Source organism: Streptomyces klenkii, assembly GCF_003626645.1.
Lineage (GTDB): Bacteria > Actinomycetota > Actinomycetes > Streptomycetales > Streptomycetaceae > Streptomyces > Streptomyces klenkii.
The window spans coordinates 25488-42061 of sequence record NZ_RBAM01000003.1 but is presented as its reverse complement, the minus strand read 5'-3'; the positions used below and the strand labels follow the sequence as shown (position 1 = coordinate 42061).

14 protein-coding genes are annotated in these 16574 nt (G+C 71.7%); 6 read left to right on the top strand and 8 right to left on the bottom strand.

Annotated features, from left to right (window positions below; translation table 11 throughout):
• Nucleotides 1–43: 43 nt before the first annotated feature.
• Nucleotides 44–3196 (bottom strand): NACHT domain-containing protein, encoded by a 3153-nt coding sequence (locus tag D7231_RS06920; protein ID WP_241999600.1) that lies wholly within the window; start codon nt 3194–3196, stop codon nt 44–46.
• Nucleotides 3197–3291: 95 nt separating this feature from the next.
• Here D7231_RS06920 and D7231_RS06915 point away from each other — a divergent pair, with 95 nt between their 5' ends.
• Nucleotides 3292–4188: a sterol desaturase family protein gene (locus D7231_RS06915; RefSeq protein ID WP_120754068.1), complete on the top strand. Its 897-nt coding sequence runs from the start codon at nt 3292–3294 to the stop codon at nt 4186–4188.
• Nucleotides 4185–4904, top strand: coding sequence for a lysoplasmalogenase (locus tag D7231_RS06910; RefSeq protein ID WP_241999599.1), 720 nt, complete (start codon nt 4185–4187; stop codon nt 4902–4904). The genes D7231_RS06915 and D7231_RS06910 overlap by 4 nt, the downstream gene beginning before the upstream one ends.
• Here the strand turns inward: D7231_RS06910 and D7231_RS06905 are convergent.
• Both D7231_RS06905 and D7231_RS38105 read right to left on the bottom strand, forming a co-directional pair.
• Nucleotides 4862–6403, bottom strand: coding sequence for a S8 family peptidase (locus D7231_RS06905; protein ID WP_120754066.1), 1542 nt, complete (start codon nt 6401–6403; stop codon nt 4862–4864). The genes D7231_RS06910 and D7231_RS06905 overlap by 43 nt on opposite strands.
• A 289-nt stretch (nt 6404–6692) precedes the next feature.
• Nucleotides 6693–6827, bottom strand: coding sequence for a hypothetical protein (locus D7231_RS38105; protein WP_267470822.1), 135 nt, complete (start codon nt 6825–6827; stop codon nt 6693–6695).
• Between the two features lie 227 nt (nt 6828–7054).
• Between D7231_RS38105 and D7231_RS06895 the strand changes: the two genes are divergently transcribed.
• The 3 genes from D7231_RS06895 (at nt 7055) to moaA (ending at nt 10267) form a co-directional block, all read left to right on the top strand.
• A complete protein-coding gene (locus D7231_RS06895) occupies nt 7055–7444 on the top strand; it encodes a DUF485 domain-containing protein (RefSeq protein ID WP_120754065.1) in 390 nt (129 codons plus the stop codon).
• A gap of 14 nt (nt 7445–7458) precedes the next feature.
• The gene (locus D7231_RS06890) at nt 7459–9096 is read left to right on the top strand and encodes a solute symporter family protein (protein ID WP_391473645.1); all 1638 of its coding nucleotides are present in this window, start codon (nt 7459–7461) and stop codon (nt 9094–9096) included.
• A 181-nt stretch (nt 9097–9277) separates the two neighbouring features.
• The gene (moaA, locus tag D7231_RS06885; RefSeq protein WP_120754063.1) at nt 9278–10267 is read left to right on the top strand and encodes a GTP 3',8-cyclase MoaA; all 990 of its coding nucleotides are present in this window, start codon (nt 9278–9280) and stop codon (nt 10265–10267) included.
• 76 nt (nt 10268–10343) lie between these two features.
• Here the strand turns inward: moaA and D7231_RS06880 are convergent, their stop codons facing one another.
• Nucleotides 10344–10574, bottom strand: a complete 231-nt coding sequence (locus D7231_RS06880; RefSeq protein WP_120754062.1) for a hypothetical protein — start codon at nt 10572–10574, stop codon at nt 10344–10346.
• A 215-nt stretch (nt 10575–10789) separates the two neighbouring features.
• Nucleotides 10790–11164, bottom strand: a complete 375-nt coding sequence (locus D7231_RS06875; protein WP_120754061.1) for a DUF3099 domain-containing protein — start codon at nt 11162–11164, stop codon at nt 10790–10792.
• Between the two features lie 229 nt (nt 11165–11393).
• On the opposite strand from D7231_RS06875, the gene D7231_RS06870 reads away from it, so the two are divergent.
• The gene (locus tag D7231_RS06870; RefSeq protein ID WP_120754060.1) at nt 11394–11684 is read left to right on the top strand and encodes a GlsB/YeaQ/YmgE family stress response membrane protein; all 291 of its coding nucleotides are present in this window, start codon (nt 11394–11396) and stop codon (nt 11682–11684) included.
• 113 nt (nt 11685–11797) lie between these two features.
• On the opposite strand, the gene tyrS is transcribed toward D7231_RS06870, so the two are convergent.
• The 3 genes from tyrS to D7231_RS06855 all read right to left on the bottom strand — a co-directional run bounded on the left by tyrS (nt 11798) and on the right by D7231_RS06855 (nt 16308).
• A complete protein-coding gene (gene tyrS / locus D7231_RS06865) occupies nt 11798–13198 on the bottom strand; it encodes a tyrosine--tRNA ligase (RefSeq protein WP_120754059.1) in 1401 nt (466 codons plus the stop codon).
• 88 nt (nt 13199–13286) lie between these two features.
• Nucleotides 13287–14678, bottom strand: a complete 1392-nt coding sequence (locus D7231_RS06860; RefSeq protein ID WP_120754058.1) for a metallopeptidase TldD-related protein — start codon at nt 14676–14678, stop codon at nt 13287–13289.
• A gap of 82 nt (nt 14679–14760) precedes the next feature.
• Nucleotides 14761–16308 (bottom strand): TldD/PmbA family protein, encoded by a 1548-nt coding sequence (locus tag D7231_RS06855; RefSeq protein ID WP_120754057.1) that lies wholly within the window; start codon nt 16306–16308, stop codon nt 14761–14763.
• Nucleotides 16309–16574 lie beyond the last annotated feature (266 nt).

The following is a 16574-nucleotide window of genomic DNA, read 5'->3' as shown; positions in this document are numbered from 1 at the left end:
GGGGTGGACTGACAGGGGTGGGGGCCGGGCGGGGGCGAGGGCGTCAGATGAGGAAGACGCCACGGCCCGGGCGGATGTCGAGACGCTCAGGTGAAAAGAGCTCCACGCCCTTGACCGGGGTGTCCATTCCCACAATGACCGTGAGCTGTTCGAGAGGCGCCAGGGGGGACAGGTCGATGGGCTTCCCCTCTCCGGATGCGCACTTGGTCATGAGGAGTGAACTGAGCTCCGGCAGCTCTGTCAGAGGAGCCAGGTCTCCGTTCAAGTCGCAGAACGCGAGCGACAGGGTTCGCAGCTTCTGGTGGTGGACGAGGGTCCGGGGGTCTAAGGCCGGGTGGTCCCGCAGTTGCAGGGACGTCAAGGGAGGGGGAGTCGCCTGCCGATCGAGCTCGGCGGCCTGTGGGCCTCCGGTGATGGAGAGCCATGTGAGGCCGGGCCACTTGTCGAGACCAGCGAGGGAGGTCGCACGTGCCTCGTAGTGGAGACCGAGTGCGGTGAGCTGAGGCCCGGCAGGGATGCCCTCCACCGTCCTGGCGTAGGGCCAGTGAAGGACCAGATGGTGCAGTGCGCTGTGTCCGGAGAGCGGAGCTAGGGACAGGCTCCTCCCGAGGTTCCTCAGGGTGAGATCCGAGAGTGCTGTCTCTGTCAGTGGTGAGAGGTCCTGCACAGCCGGGCAGTCAGTGAGGGAGAGCTTTCGCAGCTCAGGACAGCAGGTGAGTGGCGAGAGGTCGTTTAAGCCGTGGTTGTTGATGATGTGGAGTTCTTGCAAGCCGGCATGAGAGGCGACGTCCCCTGCGATGCTGTGGTCTCCCTGAAGGGTGATACGCCGGACACGGGGCAGCTGCCTGAGTGCGCGTACCTGTTCCACCGTTTGCATGAGCACCCAGATGCATTCCAGCGGCGCATTCGTGAGCACCGTGTCGACGTACTCCTGCGTGTCAAACGCACTCCAGCACCTCGTAACGGCCACCTGAACGGGGGACCGCTCATCCCCCCGAAACCGCGAGATCACCGCCAGCCCCCCGTCCCCGCCGATCAGCCCCGCCGTCCGCACCGTCGCCCGCGCACTCTCCTCGTCCAGCTCCTCCGGCCCCTGGAGCAGCTCCAGGACAAGATCGCCCGCCTTGGCCAAGGCCTCCGCATCCTCATCGCTCCGCGGCGGCAGCAACGCCTTCGTCCGCCGCTCGATCTCACCCCGCACCCCGGGATCCAGCTCAGGCGCCTGCTCCAGGCAAGCCGCCATCAGTAACGTCAACCGATGTCGATCCCGCTTCACCCGATCCGCCCGCCGCATCAGTTGCCGCAGCACCCTCGCCCGCTCGTCGGGCCGCGCGTGTCCGACCGCCATCCGGACGACGTCCTCCCACTGGTCGTCGTGCGCCTGCTTCACCAGCAGCCCGAAGTCCCGGGCCTCCACGGCCGCCCTCGCGCCCAGATAGTCCTGGAACGTCCGGTGCACGAAATGCACCGACCCGGGAATCGGCTCGCGCAGCAGCCCGCTGCGGATCAGCAGGTGCCGGAATACCCGCCCCGCATCCCCCTGCGCCCGCACCTGCGGCATCGCCGCCAGCCACTCCTCGATCATCTCGATGGCATCCCCGCACGCCGCCTCCGTCTGGCCGTTGCGGATCAGCCAGTACGCGAGCCGCTGGAGCAGCAGTGTCTGTTCGTCGCGCGTCAGGTCGGCGCCTTCGAGGGCCGTGCCGATGTCGCGCTCGTTGTCCCGCCGTACGAGCAGCATGTCGAGCGCCGCGTCGTACAGCTCCTTCCGCGCCCGCGGCAGGTGCATCCGCCGGTCGCGGTTCAGGGCGCACAGCAGCGCGCACATCAAAGGATTCGTCGCCAGCCGTCCCAGCTCCCGTCGCGTGGCCACCGCCTGCTGCAGGGACTCCTCGAAGGCACCTTCCGCGCCCGCCGCCCGGTGCCAGTGGGTGATGAACCGGCGGATGTCCTCGCGGTCCATGGGCTGGAGCGCGTAGGAGGTGAAGCCCTGGGCGTCCAGCCAGTCCTCCGGGACCGCCGACGGCCGCGTCGTCACCACGTATCGCGCCTTCGGGAACGCGGTCAGCAGCGACTGGAGCCACTCCCTCGTACGCCGCCGCTGGTCGGCCGGGACCTCGTCCACGCCGTCGATCAGCACCAGTGCCCAGCCGCTGGTGAGCAGTCCCTCCACCCAGCCTGCTGGCGCCAGACCAGCCAGGGGATGCCCCGTCGCACTCAGGAACTCTCCCGGCATCGGAAGCGTGCCCCGCTGCGTGAGCGTCCGCAGCCGCAGCACGAACGGCACGCAGCAGTTCCACTCGAAGTGATGCGGGTCGAACGTCCGCCGCGCCGCATTCGTGGCCAGCCACTGCACGAGCGTGCTTTTGCCCGACCCTGCGGGCCCCCGCAGCAGCATCCGCTCACAGCTCGCAAGCGCCTGCTCGGTGGAGACCGTGGAGACCGACGCCTGCGCGAGGTGCGGTGAGGCGTCGGCAGCCCAGCGGGCCTCTTCCCCGCCCGCCACCTTGAGGGAGATGTACGCCGTGCTCAGCGCCCACTCCCGCTCCGCGCACCCCAGCGTCAGCCCGAAGAGCTCCACCCGTCCATACGCCCGCGCGATGTAGTCCCGGTAGCGCTCGTCGAACTCCGCCGCGCCCGGCGTGTTGTGCAGGCGGTCGAGCAACTCCGTCAGCCTGCGCTGCGAGTCCCCCGACCGCCGCACCAGCTCCACATCCGCCCGCGCCGCGAACGTCGGCAGCGACGTCGCGTACTCCACGATGTGCAGGCAGGCCGCCCCCAGCAGTTCCGCGAACGCCGCTGCCCCCGTCTCCCCGAGCCCTGCTCGCTCCACTATCCCCGGGCTGCGCAGGAGTAACTCCTCACTTAAATTCTCGGGATCGAGGTCGGCCACGAAGAGCATCCTCTGGTCGATCGTGCCCGCCACCGCGAACACCTCGCACACCGCATCGGCCGCCGCCCGCCACTCGTTCTCCGGCAGCCGCTCCCACGGCCCCTTCCGCAGCGCCGACAGCCGTCGCACCAGGCGCGACGTCTCCTCTTCCCCGAGGACTTCGGGGCGCCGCCGCCCAGGCCCCACGGGCGAGGCCGCCTTCGCCACGAGCCCCGCCCCGGGCTTCCCGGCCAGCGCCGACTTGGCGAGCGCCCCCGCCACCGCCCCCGCCACCCGCGCCAGAGCCGCTTCCGCTACGACCACCCCGCACCCCCTTCGCGAACCTCCGGTAACACAATTCGATACCGAAGAGTAACTACCCCTAGCGGCACGCCCGATGACGCGCTTATCGTGCGGCCATGCCGCACCTTCCCGACGCCGTGCTGTGGTCCATACCCGCCTTCCTCCTGCTCACCGCCCTGGAGTTGGTGAGCTACCGGCTGCGCCCCGCCGAGGAGACGGGCGATGCGGGCTACGAGGCCAAGGACGCGGCGACCAGCATCGGAATGGGTGCCGGCAGCCTCGTCTTCGACGCGCTGTGGAAGATTCCGATCGTCGCCGCCTACACCGCCCTCTACGAGCTCACACCGCTGCGGATCCCCGTCCTGTGGTGGACGCTTCCCCTGATGCTGCTCGTGCAGGACTTCTTCTACTACTGGTCGCACCGCGGGCACCACGTCATCAGGATCCTGTGGGCCTGCCACGTGGTGCACCACTCCAGCCGGAAGTTCAACCTCACCACCGCCCTGCGCCAGCCCTGGACGACGCTGACCGTGTGGCCGTTCTACCTGCCGATGATCGCCGTGGGCGTGCACCCGGCCGCGGTGGCCTTCTGCTCGTCGGTGAACCTCGTCTACCAGTTCTGGGTGCACACCGAGCGGGTCCGGAAGCTGCCCCGGCCCTTCGAGTACGTCCTGAACACGGCCTCCCACCACCGCGTCCACCACGCCTCCCAGGGCGGCTACCTGGACCGCAACTACGGCGGGATCCTGATCGTCTGGGACCGGATGTTCGGCTCCTTCGTGCCCGAGGGCGAGAAGCCGGTCTTCGGGCTGACCAAGAACATCGACACGTACAACCCGCTGCGCGTCGCCACCCACGAGTACGCCGCGATCGCCCGCGACCTGCGCGCCGCGCGGGACTGGCGGGAGCGGCTGGGGCGGGTGTTCCGCGGGCCGGGGTGGCAGCCGGCGCCTCGTCAGGAGGCCCCCGCCACGGCGGCCGAGGCCGCTCCCGCGCACGAGCACGCCGCGTGAGGGCCCACCGCGCCCTCACCGCCCTCTTCGGCGCCGCCGCCCTCGCCCACCTCGGCGCCCTGCTGGCGGCGCCCTCCGCCGCGCTCTTCACCAAGCCCGCCCTGATGCCCCTGCTCGCGGCGTACGTCCTCGCGCGCGGCGGGCCCCGGCTGCTCGTCGTGGCGCTGCTGTTCGGGTGCGGCGGCGACACGCTCCTCCAGGTCGGCGGCGACGTGCCGTTCCTGCTCGGCATGGGCTCGTTCGCCGCCGGGCACGTCTGCTACCTCGTGCTCTGCTCGCGGCACGGCAGCCCCGGCGGCGCCCGCACCCGCCGGCTCGCCGCGGGCTACGGGGCGGCCTGGCTCGTCACCGTCGCGCTGCTGTGGCCCGGTCTGGAGGCCGGGCTGCGCGTGCCCGTCGCGCTCTACAGCCTGCTGCTCGTCACGATGGCGCTGTGCGCGACCCGCACCCTGCCGCTCGCCGCGGCGGGCGGGGCGCTGTTCGTCGTGTCGGACACCCTGATCGCCACCGGCGTCGCCGGCTGGCCCCAGGCGCCCGCCGCCCAGTTCTGGGTCATGCTCACCTACATCGGCGCGCAGCTCCTGCTCGCCGAGGGGATCCTGCGCAGCGCGATCCTGCCTGACGCGGAAGGGGCCGGGCGCGAGCCCGGCCCCTCCGCTCACAAGCGCGAGCGTCAGCGCACCGCGTCCAGGGCGTCGACGATGCCGAAGCCGTAGAAGCCGTTGACGTTCTTCGTGCCGGTGCACACGGCGTCCACCTTGCCGTCGCCGTCACCGTCGTACGGGGCCGTCGGGCAGCCGGGGTTGTCGGCCTGCGCCTTGAGGAGCCACTGGATCTCCTGCGGGGACGACTTGGGGTGCGCGCTCTTCAGCAGCGCCGCCACGCCGGCCACGTGCGGACCGGCCATCGAGGTGCCCTGGAGGAAGCCCCAGTCGCCGCCGGGCAGCGTGGAGAGGATGCGGCCGTCCTTCGCGGGCAGGTCCGGGACCTGGTACTTGTCGCCGCCGGGCGCCGCCACGTCGATCTGGCCCAGGCCGTAGTTGGAGTAGTACGACTTCTGGCCCTTCACGCCGGTCGCGGAGACGGTGACCACGCCGGGCAGCTGGGCCGGGACGTCGAGGCAGACGGACGGGTCGATCTTGCGGGTCTGCGCCGGCCGGCCCTTGTCGTTCGGGCTGGAGGCGTCGGTGATCTCCTTGGCGGCCAGGTCGAAGTTGGAGTTGCCGGCCGAGGCCACGTTGACCGTGCCCTTGTCCTGGGCGTACTTCGACGCGCGGGCCACCGACTCGGCTATCGCCTTCTGGTCCGGGTCGTCGGCGCAGTTGAACATCCACGGGTCGACGTAATAGCTGTTGTTCGTCACCGCTATGTCGTGCTCGGCGGCGAAGACGAAGGCGCAGACCACGCTCTCCGCGTAGAACATGCCGTTCTTGTCGGAGACCTTGAGGGCCGAGACCTTGACGTTCGGGGCGACGCCCGCGACGCCGACGCCGTTGCGGGCCGCGGCTATCGTGCCGGCGACGTGCGTGCCGTGGTAGTCCTTGTCCGGGTTGTACGGGCGCCAGGCGCCGGGGCTGGTGTCGGGCTTGCCGCTGACGCAGCTCGCCGACTGGGCCCGCGAGAAGTTCGGGGCCAGGTCCGGGTGGGTGTCGTCCACGCCCGTGTCGATGACGCCGACGGTCACCTTGCGGCTGCCCGGGTTGATCTTCGCGGCCTGGTCCGCCTTGATGGCGGGCAGGTCCCACTGGAGGCTTTCGAGGGGCTCGGCCCCGCCGGCGGACTGGCGGGCCGCCGCCGCGGCGTTGGCCTTGGGCAGCTTCACCTTCTCGGGCTTGCCGACGTCGGTGGTGGCGGCCGGGGTGATCGGCGCGGTGCGGGTGGCGCCCGCGGACTGCACGCCGGGAACCGCGCGCAGCTCCTTGGCGAAGTCCGGGTTCGCGGAGCGGGCGACGACCACGCCTATCCGCTCGTAGGCGGTCACGACGCTGCCGCCGGACGCGGCGACGGCCTTCTTCACCCGGGCGACGGTGGCGCGGTCGGCGGAGGCGTTCACCACGTACGACAGCAGGGGGCCGTCCGTGGCGGCCTGCTTCGCCTCGGGCGCGGCCTGGGGCGCGGCGGAGGCCACCCCCGGCAGGAGGCCGAGCGAGGCGGTGAGGGCGAGACCGACGGGGACGGCGAGCAGCGCGTGCCGTCTGTGACGCAGGTGAGCCATGGGTTCTCCACATCATCCGAAGACCGCCGGGGCGCGGGCCGCGCGCGGGCGGGTACATGACGAGTGAAGCTAGCGCCGATCATGGCACCGGGCAATACATTCCGGAACAAACGCCCTGACAGTCATCGTCGGGCAACAAATGGCCCTGGGGCGGCGGGAATTCGGAAGAGGAACATCCGGATCCGAGGGGTGGGATCGGGAGGCCCGCGAAGGGGGTGGCGCGGCAGCGGCCCGGGCCGGGGTGGCGCGGTCAGGGACCTTACGCGCTCAAGTCAGGGACCTTACGCGCTCAAGGAGCCAGGTCGCTGTCGCGCAGCGCGTCGATGCTCAGCGGCGGCAGCGGCACCCGCGGCCCGTACCAGCGGCCCGCCCTCGGCAGGGGCACGGACCGGCCGGTCGGCACCGCCGCTATGGGCGCCGTCAACCTGACGATCCCGAACGGCCGACGACCGGGGGACGGCGGGGGAGGAGGAGGTGCGTCGCTCACACCAGGGTCAACGAGTCCGCGGGCGGGCGGTGTCGCCCCCGCCGCCGGCCGCTCCCGAATTCCGGGCTTCCCCCCTGTCGCATACTGCGACCTGCCTCTACGATGCGTGATCCGGATCACAAGCCATCGGCTCGCGCCTCACACCCCCCTTGTCAGGAGAGACCGTGGACACCGCACCAGCCACCACTCAAGAGCCGGACGAGCCCGACGGCCCGGACACCACCACAGCCGCCGCGCCCGGCGCCGCGGCCGATCGTTTCAGCGAGGTGCAGTCGAGCGCCGAGTTCGGCGAACTCCGCCGCGCCCAGCGCACGTTCGCCTTCCCGCTCACCCTCGCCTTCGTCTCCTGGTACCTGCTGTACGTCCTGCTCTCCAACTACGCGGGCGACTTCATGGGCACCCAGGTCGTGGGCAACATCAACGTGGCCTTCGTCCTCGGCCTCGCCCAGTTCCTCACCACCTTCCTGATCGCCTGGTGGTACTCGCGGCACGCGGCGGACAAGCTCGACCCGAAGGCCGAGGCCCTGCGGGCCCGCCTGGAAGCGGGGGAATGAAAGGCATGACCAGCATGACCAGCGCCCTGCACACCGGGCTCCCGCTCGCGGCCGGTGCCGCGAGCGAGCACCGCACCCTGATCATCACGCTCTTCTCCGTCTTCGTCGCCGCCACCCTCGCCATCACCGTCTGGGCCGGCCGGCAGACCAAGGACGCCACCGACTTCTACGCCGGCGGCCGCTCCTTCACCGGCTTCCAGAACGGCCTCGCCATCTCCGGCGACTACATGTCCGCCGCGTCCTTCCTCGGCATCGCGGGCGCCATCGCCCTCTACGGCTACGACGGCTTCCTCTACTCCATCGGCTTCCTCGTCGCCTGGCTGGTGGCCCTGCTGCTCGTCGCCGAGCCGCTGCGCAACTCCGGCCGCTTCACCATGGCCGACGCCCTCGCGTACCGGCTCAAGCAGCGGCCCGTGCGCACCGCCGCCGGCACCTCCACCATCGTCGTCTCGATCTTCTACCTGCTCGCGCAGATGATCGGCGCGGGCGCCCTCGTGGCGCTGCTGCTCGGCGCCTCGGGCGAGGGCTCGCGGCGCTGGATCATCGGCCTGGTCGGCCTGGTGATGGTCCTCTACGTGACCATCGGCGGCATGAAGGGCACCACCTGGGTGCAGATCGTCAAGGCGGTCCTGCTCATCCTCGGCACCCTGCTGATCACCGTCCTCGTGCTCAACAAGGTGGGCTGGAACGTCTCCACCCTGCTCGGGCGCGCCGCCGAGGAGAGCGGCAAGGGCAAGGCCTTCCTCGAACCGGGCCTCCTGTACGGCAAGGACGGCACCACCAAGCTCAACTTCATCTCGCTCGGCCTCGCCCTCGTCCTGGGCACCGCCGGCCTGCCGCACATCCTCATCCGCTTCTACACCGTGCCCACCGCCAAGGCCGCCCGCAAGTCCGTGAACTGGGCCATCGGCATCATCGGCGCCTTCTACCTGATGACCATCGCGCTGGGCTTCGGCGCCGCCGCCCTCGTGGGCTCCAAGTCCATCACCGCCTCCGACCCCTCCGGCAACACCGCCGCCCCGCTGCTCGCCCAGGAGGTCGGCGGCGGCGCCGGCTCGACCGGCGGCGCCGTGCTCCTCGCCGTGATCTCGGCGGTCGCCTTCGCGACGATCCTCGCCGTCGTCGCGGGCCTCACCCTCGCCTCCTCGGCCTCGTTCGCCCACGACCTGTGGGCCAACGTCATCCGCAAGGGGAAGACCAGCGAGAAGGAGGAGCTCCTCACAGCCAAGTGCGCCGCCGTCGTCATCGGCGCCGTCGCCATCGCCCTGAGCATCTTCGCCCACCGGCTCAACGCCGCCGCCGTCGTGGCCCTCGCCTTCGCGGTCGCCGCCTCCGCGAACCTCCCGACCATCCTCTACAGCCTCTTCTGGAAGCGCTTCACCACCAGGGGAGCCCTGTGGTCGATCTACGGCGGGCTGATCTCGTCCGTCGGCCTGGTGATCTTCTCCCCGGTGGTCTCCGGCGGCGAGAAGTCCCTCTTCCCCGGCATGAGCTTCGACTACTTCCCGCTCGGCAACCCCGGCCTGGTCTCCATCCCGCTCGGCTTCCTGCTGGGCTGGCTCGGCTCGATGCTGTCCGAGCCGGAGCCGGACGCCGACGCCAAGTACGCCGAACTCGAAGTCCGTTCCCTCACGGGACACGGCGCGCACTGAGGTCCCTCCCGGACCCCGCCGACCGTTCCGTACCCATGCGCCGGACGGGCTGGAATCCAGCCCGTCCGGCGTTTGCGGACCGGGGTCCGGGGCGCAGCCCCGAAACCACCTGCGCCCCGGGCGATCGCGTACGCTGCGGAAGGTGAACGAACGTTCAACCTAAGTCCGCAGGAGGCGTAGCGTGCTCATCGACACTTACGGTCGCGTCGCCACCGATCTGCGCGTGTCCCTGACCGACCGCTGCAACCTGCGCTGCACCTACTGCATGCCCGAAGAGGGCCTCCAGTGGCTCGCCAAGCCCGACCTGCTCACCGACGACGAGATCGTCCGCCTCGTCGGCATCGCCGTGACCGCGCTCGGCATCACCGAGATCCGCTTCACCGGCGGCGAGCCCCTGCTGCGCCCCGGCCTCGTCTCCCTCGTCGAGCGCTGCGCCGCCCTGCGGCCGCGCCCCCGGATATCCCTGACCACCAACGGCATCGGCCTCGCGCGCACCGCCCCGGCCCTGGCGGCCGCCGGCCTCGACCGCGTCAACGTCTCCCTCGACACGCTGCGGCCCGACGTCTTCCAGCGGCTGACCCGTCGCAAGCGCCACCAGGACGTCCTCGACGGCCTCGCCGCGGCCCACGCCGCCGGCCTCACGCCCGTCAAGATCAATGCCGTCCTGATGCCCGGCCTCAACGACGACGAGGCCCCCGACCTGCTCGCCTGGGCCCTCGACCACGGCTACGAACTGCGCTTCATCGAGCAGATGCCGCTCGACGCCCAGCACGGGTGGCGCCGCGACGGCATGATCACCGCGGCGGACATCCTCACGAGCCTGCGCACCCGCTTCGCCCTCGCCCCCGAGGACGCCGGCGAGCGCGGCGCCGCCCCCGCCGAACGCTGGCTCGTCGACGGCGGGCCCGGCAGGGTCGGCGTCATCGCCTCCGTCACCCGCCCCTTCTGCGGCGCCTGCGACCGCACCCGGCTCACCGCCGACGGGCAGGTCCGCAACTGCCTCTTCGCGCGCGAGGAGAGCGACCTGCGCGCCCTGCTGCGCTCCGGCGCCCCGGACGAGGAGATCGCCGAGCGCTGGAAGCACGCCATGTGGGGCAAGAAGGCGGGCTCGGGCCTGGACGACCCGGCCTTCCTGCAACCGCAGCGGCCGATGTCGGCGATCGGCGGCTGACCCGCCGCACCCGCTGCTTACGAGCTCGCCCGTCGGCTATGAGCTCGCCCGGCGCCCACGAGTTCGCCCGGTGTGCCTACGGGCGCGGCGCCGCCTCCCACTCCTCCAGCGTCACCACGTCCTTCAGGAAGCCCCGCAGCCCGAGGAAGTTGGACAGGTGCTCGCGGTGCTCGTCGCACGCGAGCCACGTCTTGCGGCGGTCCGGCGTGTGCAGCTTGGGGTTGTTCCACGCCAGCACCCAGACGGCGGGGGCACGGCAGCCCTTGGCGGAACAGATCACGGCGGCGGAATCATCGGGGGAAGTCATACCCCGGACTCTACGAACCGCGTGCAGACACGGCGACGCCGGGCAGCCACGGGGGGAGCCGCCCGGCGTCGGTCTGTCGCTCCGACGGGGGATGCGGAGCGCTTAGGAAGTATGTCACGGGGTGCCCGGCGTGCGGCACTGAAACCACATGATTGATCTGAGGTTTTCTTGAGCTTTGCGGCGCGCGGTGTCGACCGCCGCGCCCCCACGGCGTATCAGCCGTGGTCACGCCCTTGATCGGCCTCGGAGCGACGGCCCGCTTCCGGGACGGATTCCGCCGGCTCCGCACCGGCACCCGGCATCAGCACCGGCCGTGTCGGGGCCGGGACGAACGTGCCGGGCAGCGAAGGGGCGTTCTCCCGCCCCGCGTTGGCGATCACGACCGCCACGTACGGCAGCGCGGCACCCAGGATCAGCGTGCCGATCGCCACAAAGCGCTCGACGTTCCACAGCACCACGGTGAGCACCACCGACAGGGTGCGGATCGCCATCGAGATGACGTAGCGGCGCTGGCGGCCGCGCACGTCCTCGGCCAGGCCCTGACGGGCACCGGTGATCCTGAAGACCGCCGCCCCGCCCTGCTTCCGCATCACGTTCCACCACCTGATCCGCCGTGCCCGCGCACCCGTGCCGGGACTCCTTCCACGTTACGCCGCGTGGCCGCCGGGTACGAGAGCGGGTCCCCCGGCGTCCCCGTTCCCACCTGCGGTTGCGTACGGCATGCCCGCACGGCGGCGGACGGACCGCTCCGGCGTGCGCCGTACCGGCGGCGGCCACAGAATGGCGGGGCACGGCACCTCGCGCCGCTGAGGAGGCGACATGAGCTGGTTGTGGGCCATCATCGTCGGACTTGTCCTGGGCCTGATCGCCAAGGCCATCCTGCCGGGCAAGCAGCAGGTCCCCCTGTGGCTGACGATCATCCTGGGCATGATCGGCAGCCTGCTCGGCAACTGGGCGGCCACGGGACTCGGCATCAACGAGACCAAGGGCATCGACTGGGGCCGGCACCTGCTGCAACTGGCCGGGGCCGTCCTCGTCGTCGGCATCGGCGACCGGCTGTGGGTCGCGATCCGCGGCCGCAACAGGAGCGGCGGGAGACACGCGGCGTGAGGGGCGGACGGAGCCACGCCCCGTAACGCGCCCCGTAACGGCGCCGGGGCGGCCCGCACGCGTCTCGCGCACGGGCCGCCCCGGCCATGTCAACGGCGGATCCGGCGGATTCCCTACCGCAGCTCGGCGATCTTCCGGCCGGCCTTGAGGTACACCCGTCCGGCCCCGGCGACCTTCGCGACCGTCTCCGTCACGACCTCGCCCAGCGGGCGGATCGCGTCGGCCTCGGCCAGCACGACGGCCTCCTGGCCGCCGTCCGTCTCGACCACGAGCCGCAGACCGTTCTGCTTGGCGACCCGGCGGGCCGCCGAAGCGGACGGCTGGAAGCCCAGAACCTGGCTGAGCACCGCCGTCGCCGGCGAGGCGCCGTGCTCGGCGAGCTCCACCACGGGCGTCTCCACGTCGGAGAAGCTCTTCTTCGAGAACTGCGCGACGAACCCGGCCCGGGCCGCCATCGCCGCCTCGATCCCGTACAGCGCGGAGACGACCTCACCCGCGAGGATCTTCTTGAGGTCCATCGGGTGCAGCGAGCGCTCCCCGACCCGGGACAGCACGAGGGCGATCTCCTCGTCCGTCCACTCGGTCCACGCCTTCAGGTACGGCTCCATCAGCCGGTCCGGAACCGACATGATCTTGCCGAAGACGTCGTCGGCGGGCGCCGTCAGGCCCACGTAGTTGCCCTTGGACTTGGACATCTTCGCGCCCGTGCCGTCCGTGCCCTCGATCAGCGGCATCGTGACGACGAGCTGCGGCTTCTGGCCCTTCAGCTCCATGAGCTTGCGGCCCATCTGGAGGTTCAGCAGCTGGTCGGCGCCGCCGAGCTCCACGTCGCAGTCGAGCGCGACCGAGTCCAGGCCCTGGGCGATCGGGTACAGCAGCTCCGACATCGTCAGGCCCGAGCCCGCCGCCAGGCGGTTGCGGAAGTCCTCGCGCTGGAGCAGCTGCGAGACCGGCACCTGCGAGAGCAGCCCGAGCAGCTCCGGGAAGGTGTACGGCGCCAGCCAGCTGCTGTTCTGGACGAACTCGACCTTCTCGAAGTCGAAGAACGGGCGCACCTGCTCGCGGTAGCCCGCGAGGTTCTTCGCGATGTCCTCGTCGGTCAGCGGCGGGCGCTCGGCCGTACGGCCCGTCGGGTCGCCGATCTTGGCCGTGAAGTCGCCGATGAGGAGGGTGACGTCGTGGCCCATGCGCTGGAAGCGGCTGAGGATGATCACCGGCACGGCGTGCCCGAGGTGCACGTCCGCCGCGGTCGGGTCGATGCCCAGCTTGATCTTCAGGCCCTTGCCCGCCGCGCGCCGCTCCTCGATGCGCCCGGCCAGCTTGTCCACGCCCGGCAGCACCTCGACGGTGCGGGCGGCGATCAGCTCGGCCTGCTCCTTCGGCGACAGGTCCGTCAGGTCGAGATAGCGCCGCGAGCCCGTCTCCTGGAGCAGCCGCTGGACGGTCTGGTCGGAGGAGAGGTCCTGCGCGAGGAGCTCGCCGGCGCGGGCGACGGATTCGCCGAGGCGTGTCATGACGTTCCTGAGGTGAGAAGGGGACGGTGGACGCGGACCAGTCTATTCGGACCGGTACCGCGCCCCCGCTGTCACACCCCCGCTCCCGTCACACCCCCCGGCTCACCGAGCTCATGTTGAAGTCCGGCACGCGCAGGGCGGGCGCCGCCGCCCGGGTGAAGTAGTCGCTCCACTCGCGCGGCAGCGTCGGCTCGGTGCGGCCCGCCTCGGTGGCGCGCGACAGCAGCGACACCGGGGACTCGTTGAAGCGGAAGTTGTTGACCTCGCCGACGACCTCGCCGTTCTCCACGAGATAGACGCCGTCCCGGGTCAGCCCGGTCAGCAGCAGCGACGCCGGGTCGACCTCGCGGATGTACCACAGCGAGGTCAGCAGCAGGCCGCGCTCGGTGGCCGCGACCATCTCCTCCAGCGAGCGCGTACCGCCCCCGTCCAGGATCAGGTTGTCCACGAGCGGGGCGACCGGCAGGTCCGTCAGCCCGGCGCTGTGCCGCGTGGTCACCAGGTGCTCCAGCACGCCGTCGCGGATCCAGTCCACCGGACCCAGCGGCAGGCCGTTGTCGAAGACCGACGCGTCGTCCCCCGAGGCGGACGTGAGGACGAACGGCGCGCACTCCAGGCCCGCCGCCCGCGGGTCGCTGCGCAGCGTCAGCGGCAGCGGAGACAGCTTCTCCCCGACGCGGGTGCCGCCGCCGGCCTTCGAGAAGACCGTCCGGCCCTCGGCGGCGTCGCGCGCGGCCGCCGACCACATCTGGTAGACGAGCAGGTCCGCCACGGCCGTCGGCGGCAGCAGCGTCTCGTACCGCCCGGCCGGCAGCTCGACCTTCCGCTCCGCCCACGCCAGGCGCCGCGCCAGCCCGGCGTCCATCGCCCGCGGGTCGACGTCGGTGAAGTCGCGGGTGGCCCGGCCCGCCCACGCCGAGCGCGTGCCGTCCGGCGACTTGGCGTTGAGCTCCAGGGTGCCGGCCGGCTGGTCGTGGCGCAGCCGCAGCCCGGCGGACGTGCCCAGGTAGTACGAGGACACCTCGTGGTGCGCGAAGCCGTACAGCTCGCGGCCCGCGGCGCGCGCCCCGGCGAAGGACTCGCCGAGCGCGGGCGCGAAGGCGTCGAAGACGGCGGAGGACGTCTCGGCGGGCGCGGCCGTGAAGTCGGGGGAGTGCGGCACGCCCGTCACCAGCGGCTGGGCGTCCTCGGCCGGCCCGGCCTCGCGCGCGGCGGCCTCGGCGGCCCGCACCAGCGGCTCCAGCTCCCCGGCCGTGACGGCCGAGCGCGACACGACGCCCGAGGCGGTGCCCTCGGCGCCGTCGACGGTGGCGATCACGGTGACCGTACGGCCGCGGGTGACGCCGTTGGTCGTCAGGGCGTTGCGCGCCCAGCGGAGGTTGGCCGTGGAGCGCTCGCTCGCGATCACCATGCAGCCGTCGGCCCGCGACAGCTCCAGGGCGCGCTCGACGATCTCGTGCGGCTGGTTACGACGGCTCACTGCCCCGCCTCCTCAGTGGTGTTCAGACTGTGCTTTTCCGGGGGGCAACCCCCGGACCCCCGGCCGGTTCCGTGGTGACCGCTCACTGCCCCGCCTCCTCGGTCGTGTTCAGGATGTTGACGTTCTCGAAGAGAGCCGTGGGGCAGCCGTGGGAGACCGCCGCGACCTGACCCGGCTGCGCCTTGCCGCAGTTGAACGCGCCGCCCAGGACGTACGTCTGCGGCCCGCCGACGGCCGCCATCGACCCCCAGAAGTCGGTGGTCGTGGCCTGATAGGCCACGTCCCGCAGCTGCCCGGCCAGCCGCCCGTTGCGGATCGCGTACGCCCGCTGCTGCGTGAACTGGAAGTTGTACCGCTGCATGTCGATCGACCAGGAGCGGTCGCCGACCACGTAGATGCCGCGGTCCACGCCGGAGATCAGCTCCTCCGTGGAAGGCCCGCCCGGCGCCGGTTGCAGCGAGACGTTGGCCATGCGCTGGACCGGGACGTGGGCGGGGGAGTCGGCGAAGGCGCAGCCGTTGGAGCGGTCGAAGCCGGTGAGCTTCGCGATCCGCCGGTCCAGCTGGTAGCCCACCAGGACGCCGTCCTTGACGAGGTCCCAGGACTGGGCCTCGACGCCCTCGTCGTCGTAGCCGATCGTGGCCAGGCCGTGCTCCGCGGTGCGGTCGCCCGTCACGTTCATCAGCGGGGAGCCGTACTTCAGCTTGCCCAGCTGGTCGAAGGTAGCGAAGGACGTGCCCGCGTAGGCCGCCTCGTAGCCCAGCGCGCGGTCCAGCTCGGTGGCGTGGCCGACCGACTCGTGGATGGTCAGCCACAGGTTGGACGGGTCGACCACCAGGTCGTACGAGCCCGCCTCGACGCTCGGCGCGCGCATCTTCTCGGCCAGCAGCTCGGGGATCTCCGCCAGCTCGGCGTCCCAGTCCCAGCCGGTGCCCGTCAGGTACTCCCAGCCGCGGCCGGCCGGGGGCGCGAGCGTGCGCATCGCGTCGAAGCCGCCGGTCGCCGGGTCGACCGCGACCGCCGTCAGCTGCGGGTGCACCCGGACGCGCTGCTGCGTGGTGGTCGTGCCCGCCGAGTCGGCGTAGAACTTGTTCTCCTGGACGGTCAGCAGGGACGCGTCCGCGTGCGCCACCCCGTCCGCCGACAGCAGCCGCGCGCTCCAGTCCGCGAGCAGCGCGCTCTTCTCCGCGTCCGGCACGTCGAAGGGGCTGACCTCGTACGAGGACACCCACGTCCGGTCGGCGTGCACCGGCTCCGGCGCCAGCTCCACCCTCCCCCAGCTACCGCTGGGGGTGCCCCCAGTCGGCCCCGCGGCCGCGATCACCTTCGCCGACAGCTTCGCCATCGCGACGGCCTGCCCGGCCACCCGCGCCGCCGCGTCCATCGTCAGCTCCACGCCCGACGCGAAGCCCCAGCTCCCGCCGTGCACCACCCGCACCGCGTACCCCAGGTCGGTGGTGTCCGAGGTGCCCGCCGGCCGGGCGTCCCTCAGTCGCCAGGACGCGCTGCGCACCCGCTCCAGGCGGAAGTCCGCGTGGTCGGCCCCCAGTGCGCGGGCGCGCGCCAGGGCCGCGTCGGCGAGTTGCCGCAGCGGCAGCGCGAGGAACGACGCGTCGATTTCATGTGGCACGGATGGCCTCCCCTAGGCGTGCGATGTCTCCCGAAGACGCAGTGAATCACGCCGCAGCACGCCCGGGGGCGGCCTTCTGCGCAGTTCAGGGGCGGACCGGGGCGCACTCCGGGAAGCGTCCCCCGCGGGCCGCGCCGCTGCGCGCAGCGCGGTTTTCTGTAGGGACCCCACAGGGTCCGCCATGCGCTCCTGTTTGGGGCGGGCTGCGCGCCGTGCGCCGCGGCCAGATAGTTTTCGTACGGTACAGACGACCAATGGCAGCCGAA

Bases quoted from the DNA above. Each gene is read 5' to 3' on its own strand.
- D7231_RS06915 (WP_120754068.1), top strand. From the start codon at position 3,292: ATGCCGCACCTTCCCGACGCCGTGCTGTGGTCCATACCCGCCTTCCTC.
- D7231_RS06875 (WP_120754061.1), bottom strand. From the start codon at position 11,164: ATGCGGAAGCAGGGCGGGGCGGCGGTCTTCAGGATCACCGGTGCCCGT.
- D7231_RS06880 (WP_120754062.1), bottom strand. From the start codon at position 10,574: ATGACTTCCCCCGATGATTCCGCCGCCGTGATCTGTTCCGCCAAGGGC.
- D7231_RS06870 (WP_120754060.1), top strand. From the start codon at position 11,394: ATGAGCTGGTTGTGGGCCATCATCGTCGGACTTGTCCTGGGCCTGATC.
- D7231_RS06890 (WP_391473645.1), top strand. From the start codon at position 7,459: ATGACCAGCGCCCTGCACACCGGGCTCCCGCTCGCGGCCGGTGCCGCG.
- tyrS (WP_120754059.1), bottom strand. From the start codon at position 13,198: ATGACACGCCTCGGCGAATCCGTCGCCCGCGCCGGCGAGCTCCTCGCG.
- D7231_RS06905 (WP_120754066.1), bottom strand. From the start codon at position 6,403: ATGGCTCACCTGCGTCACAGACGGCACGCGCTGCTCGCCGTCCCCGTC.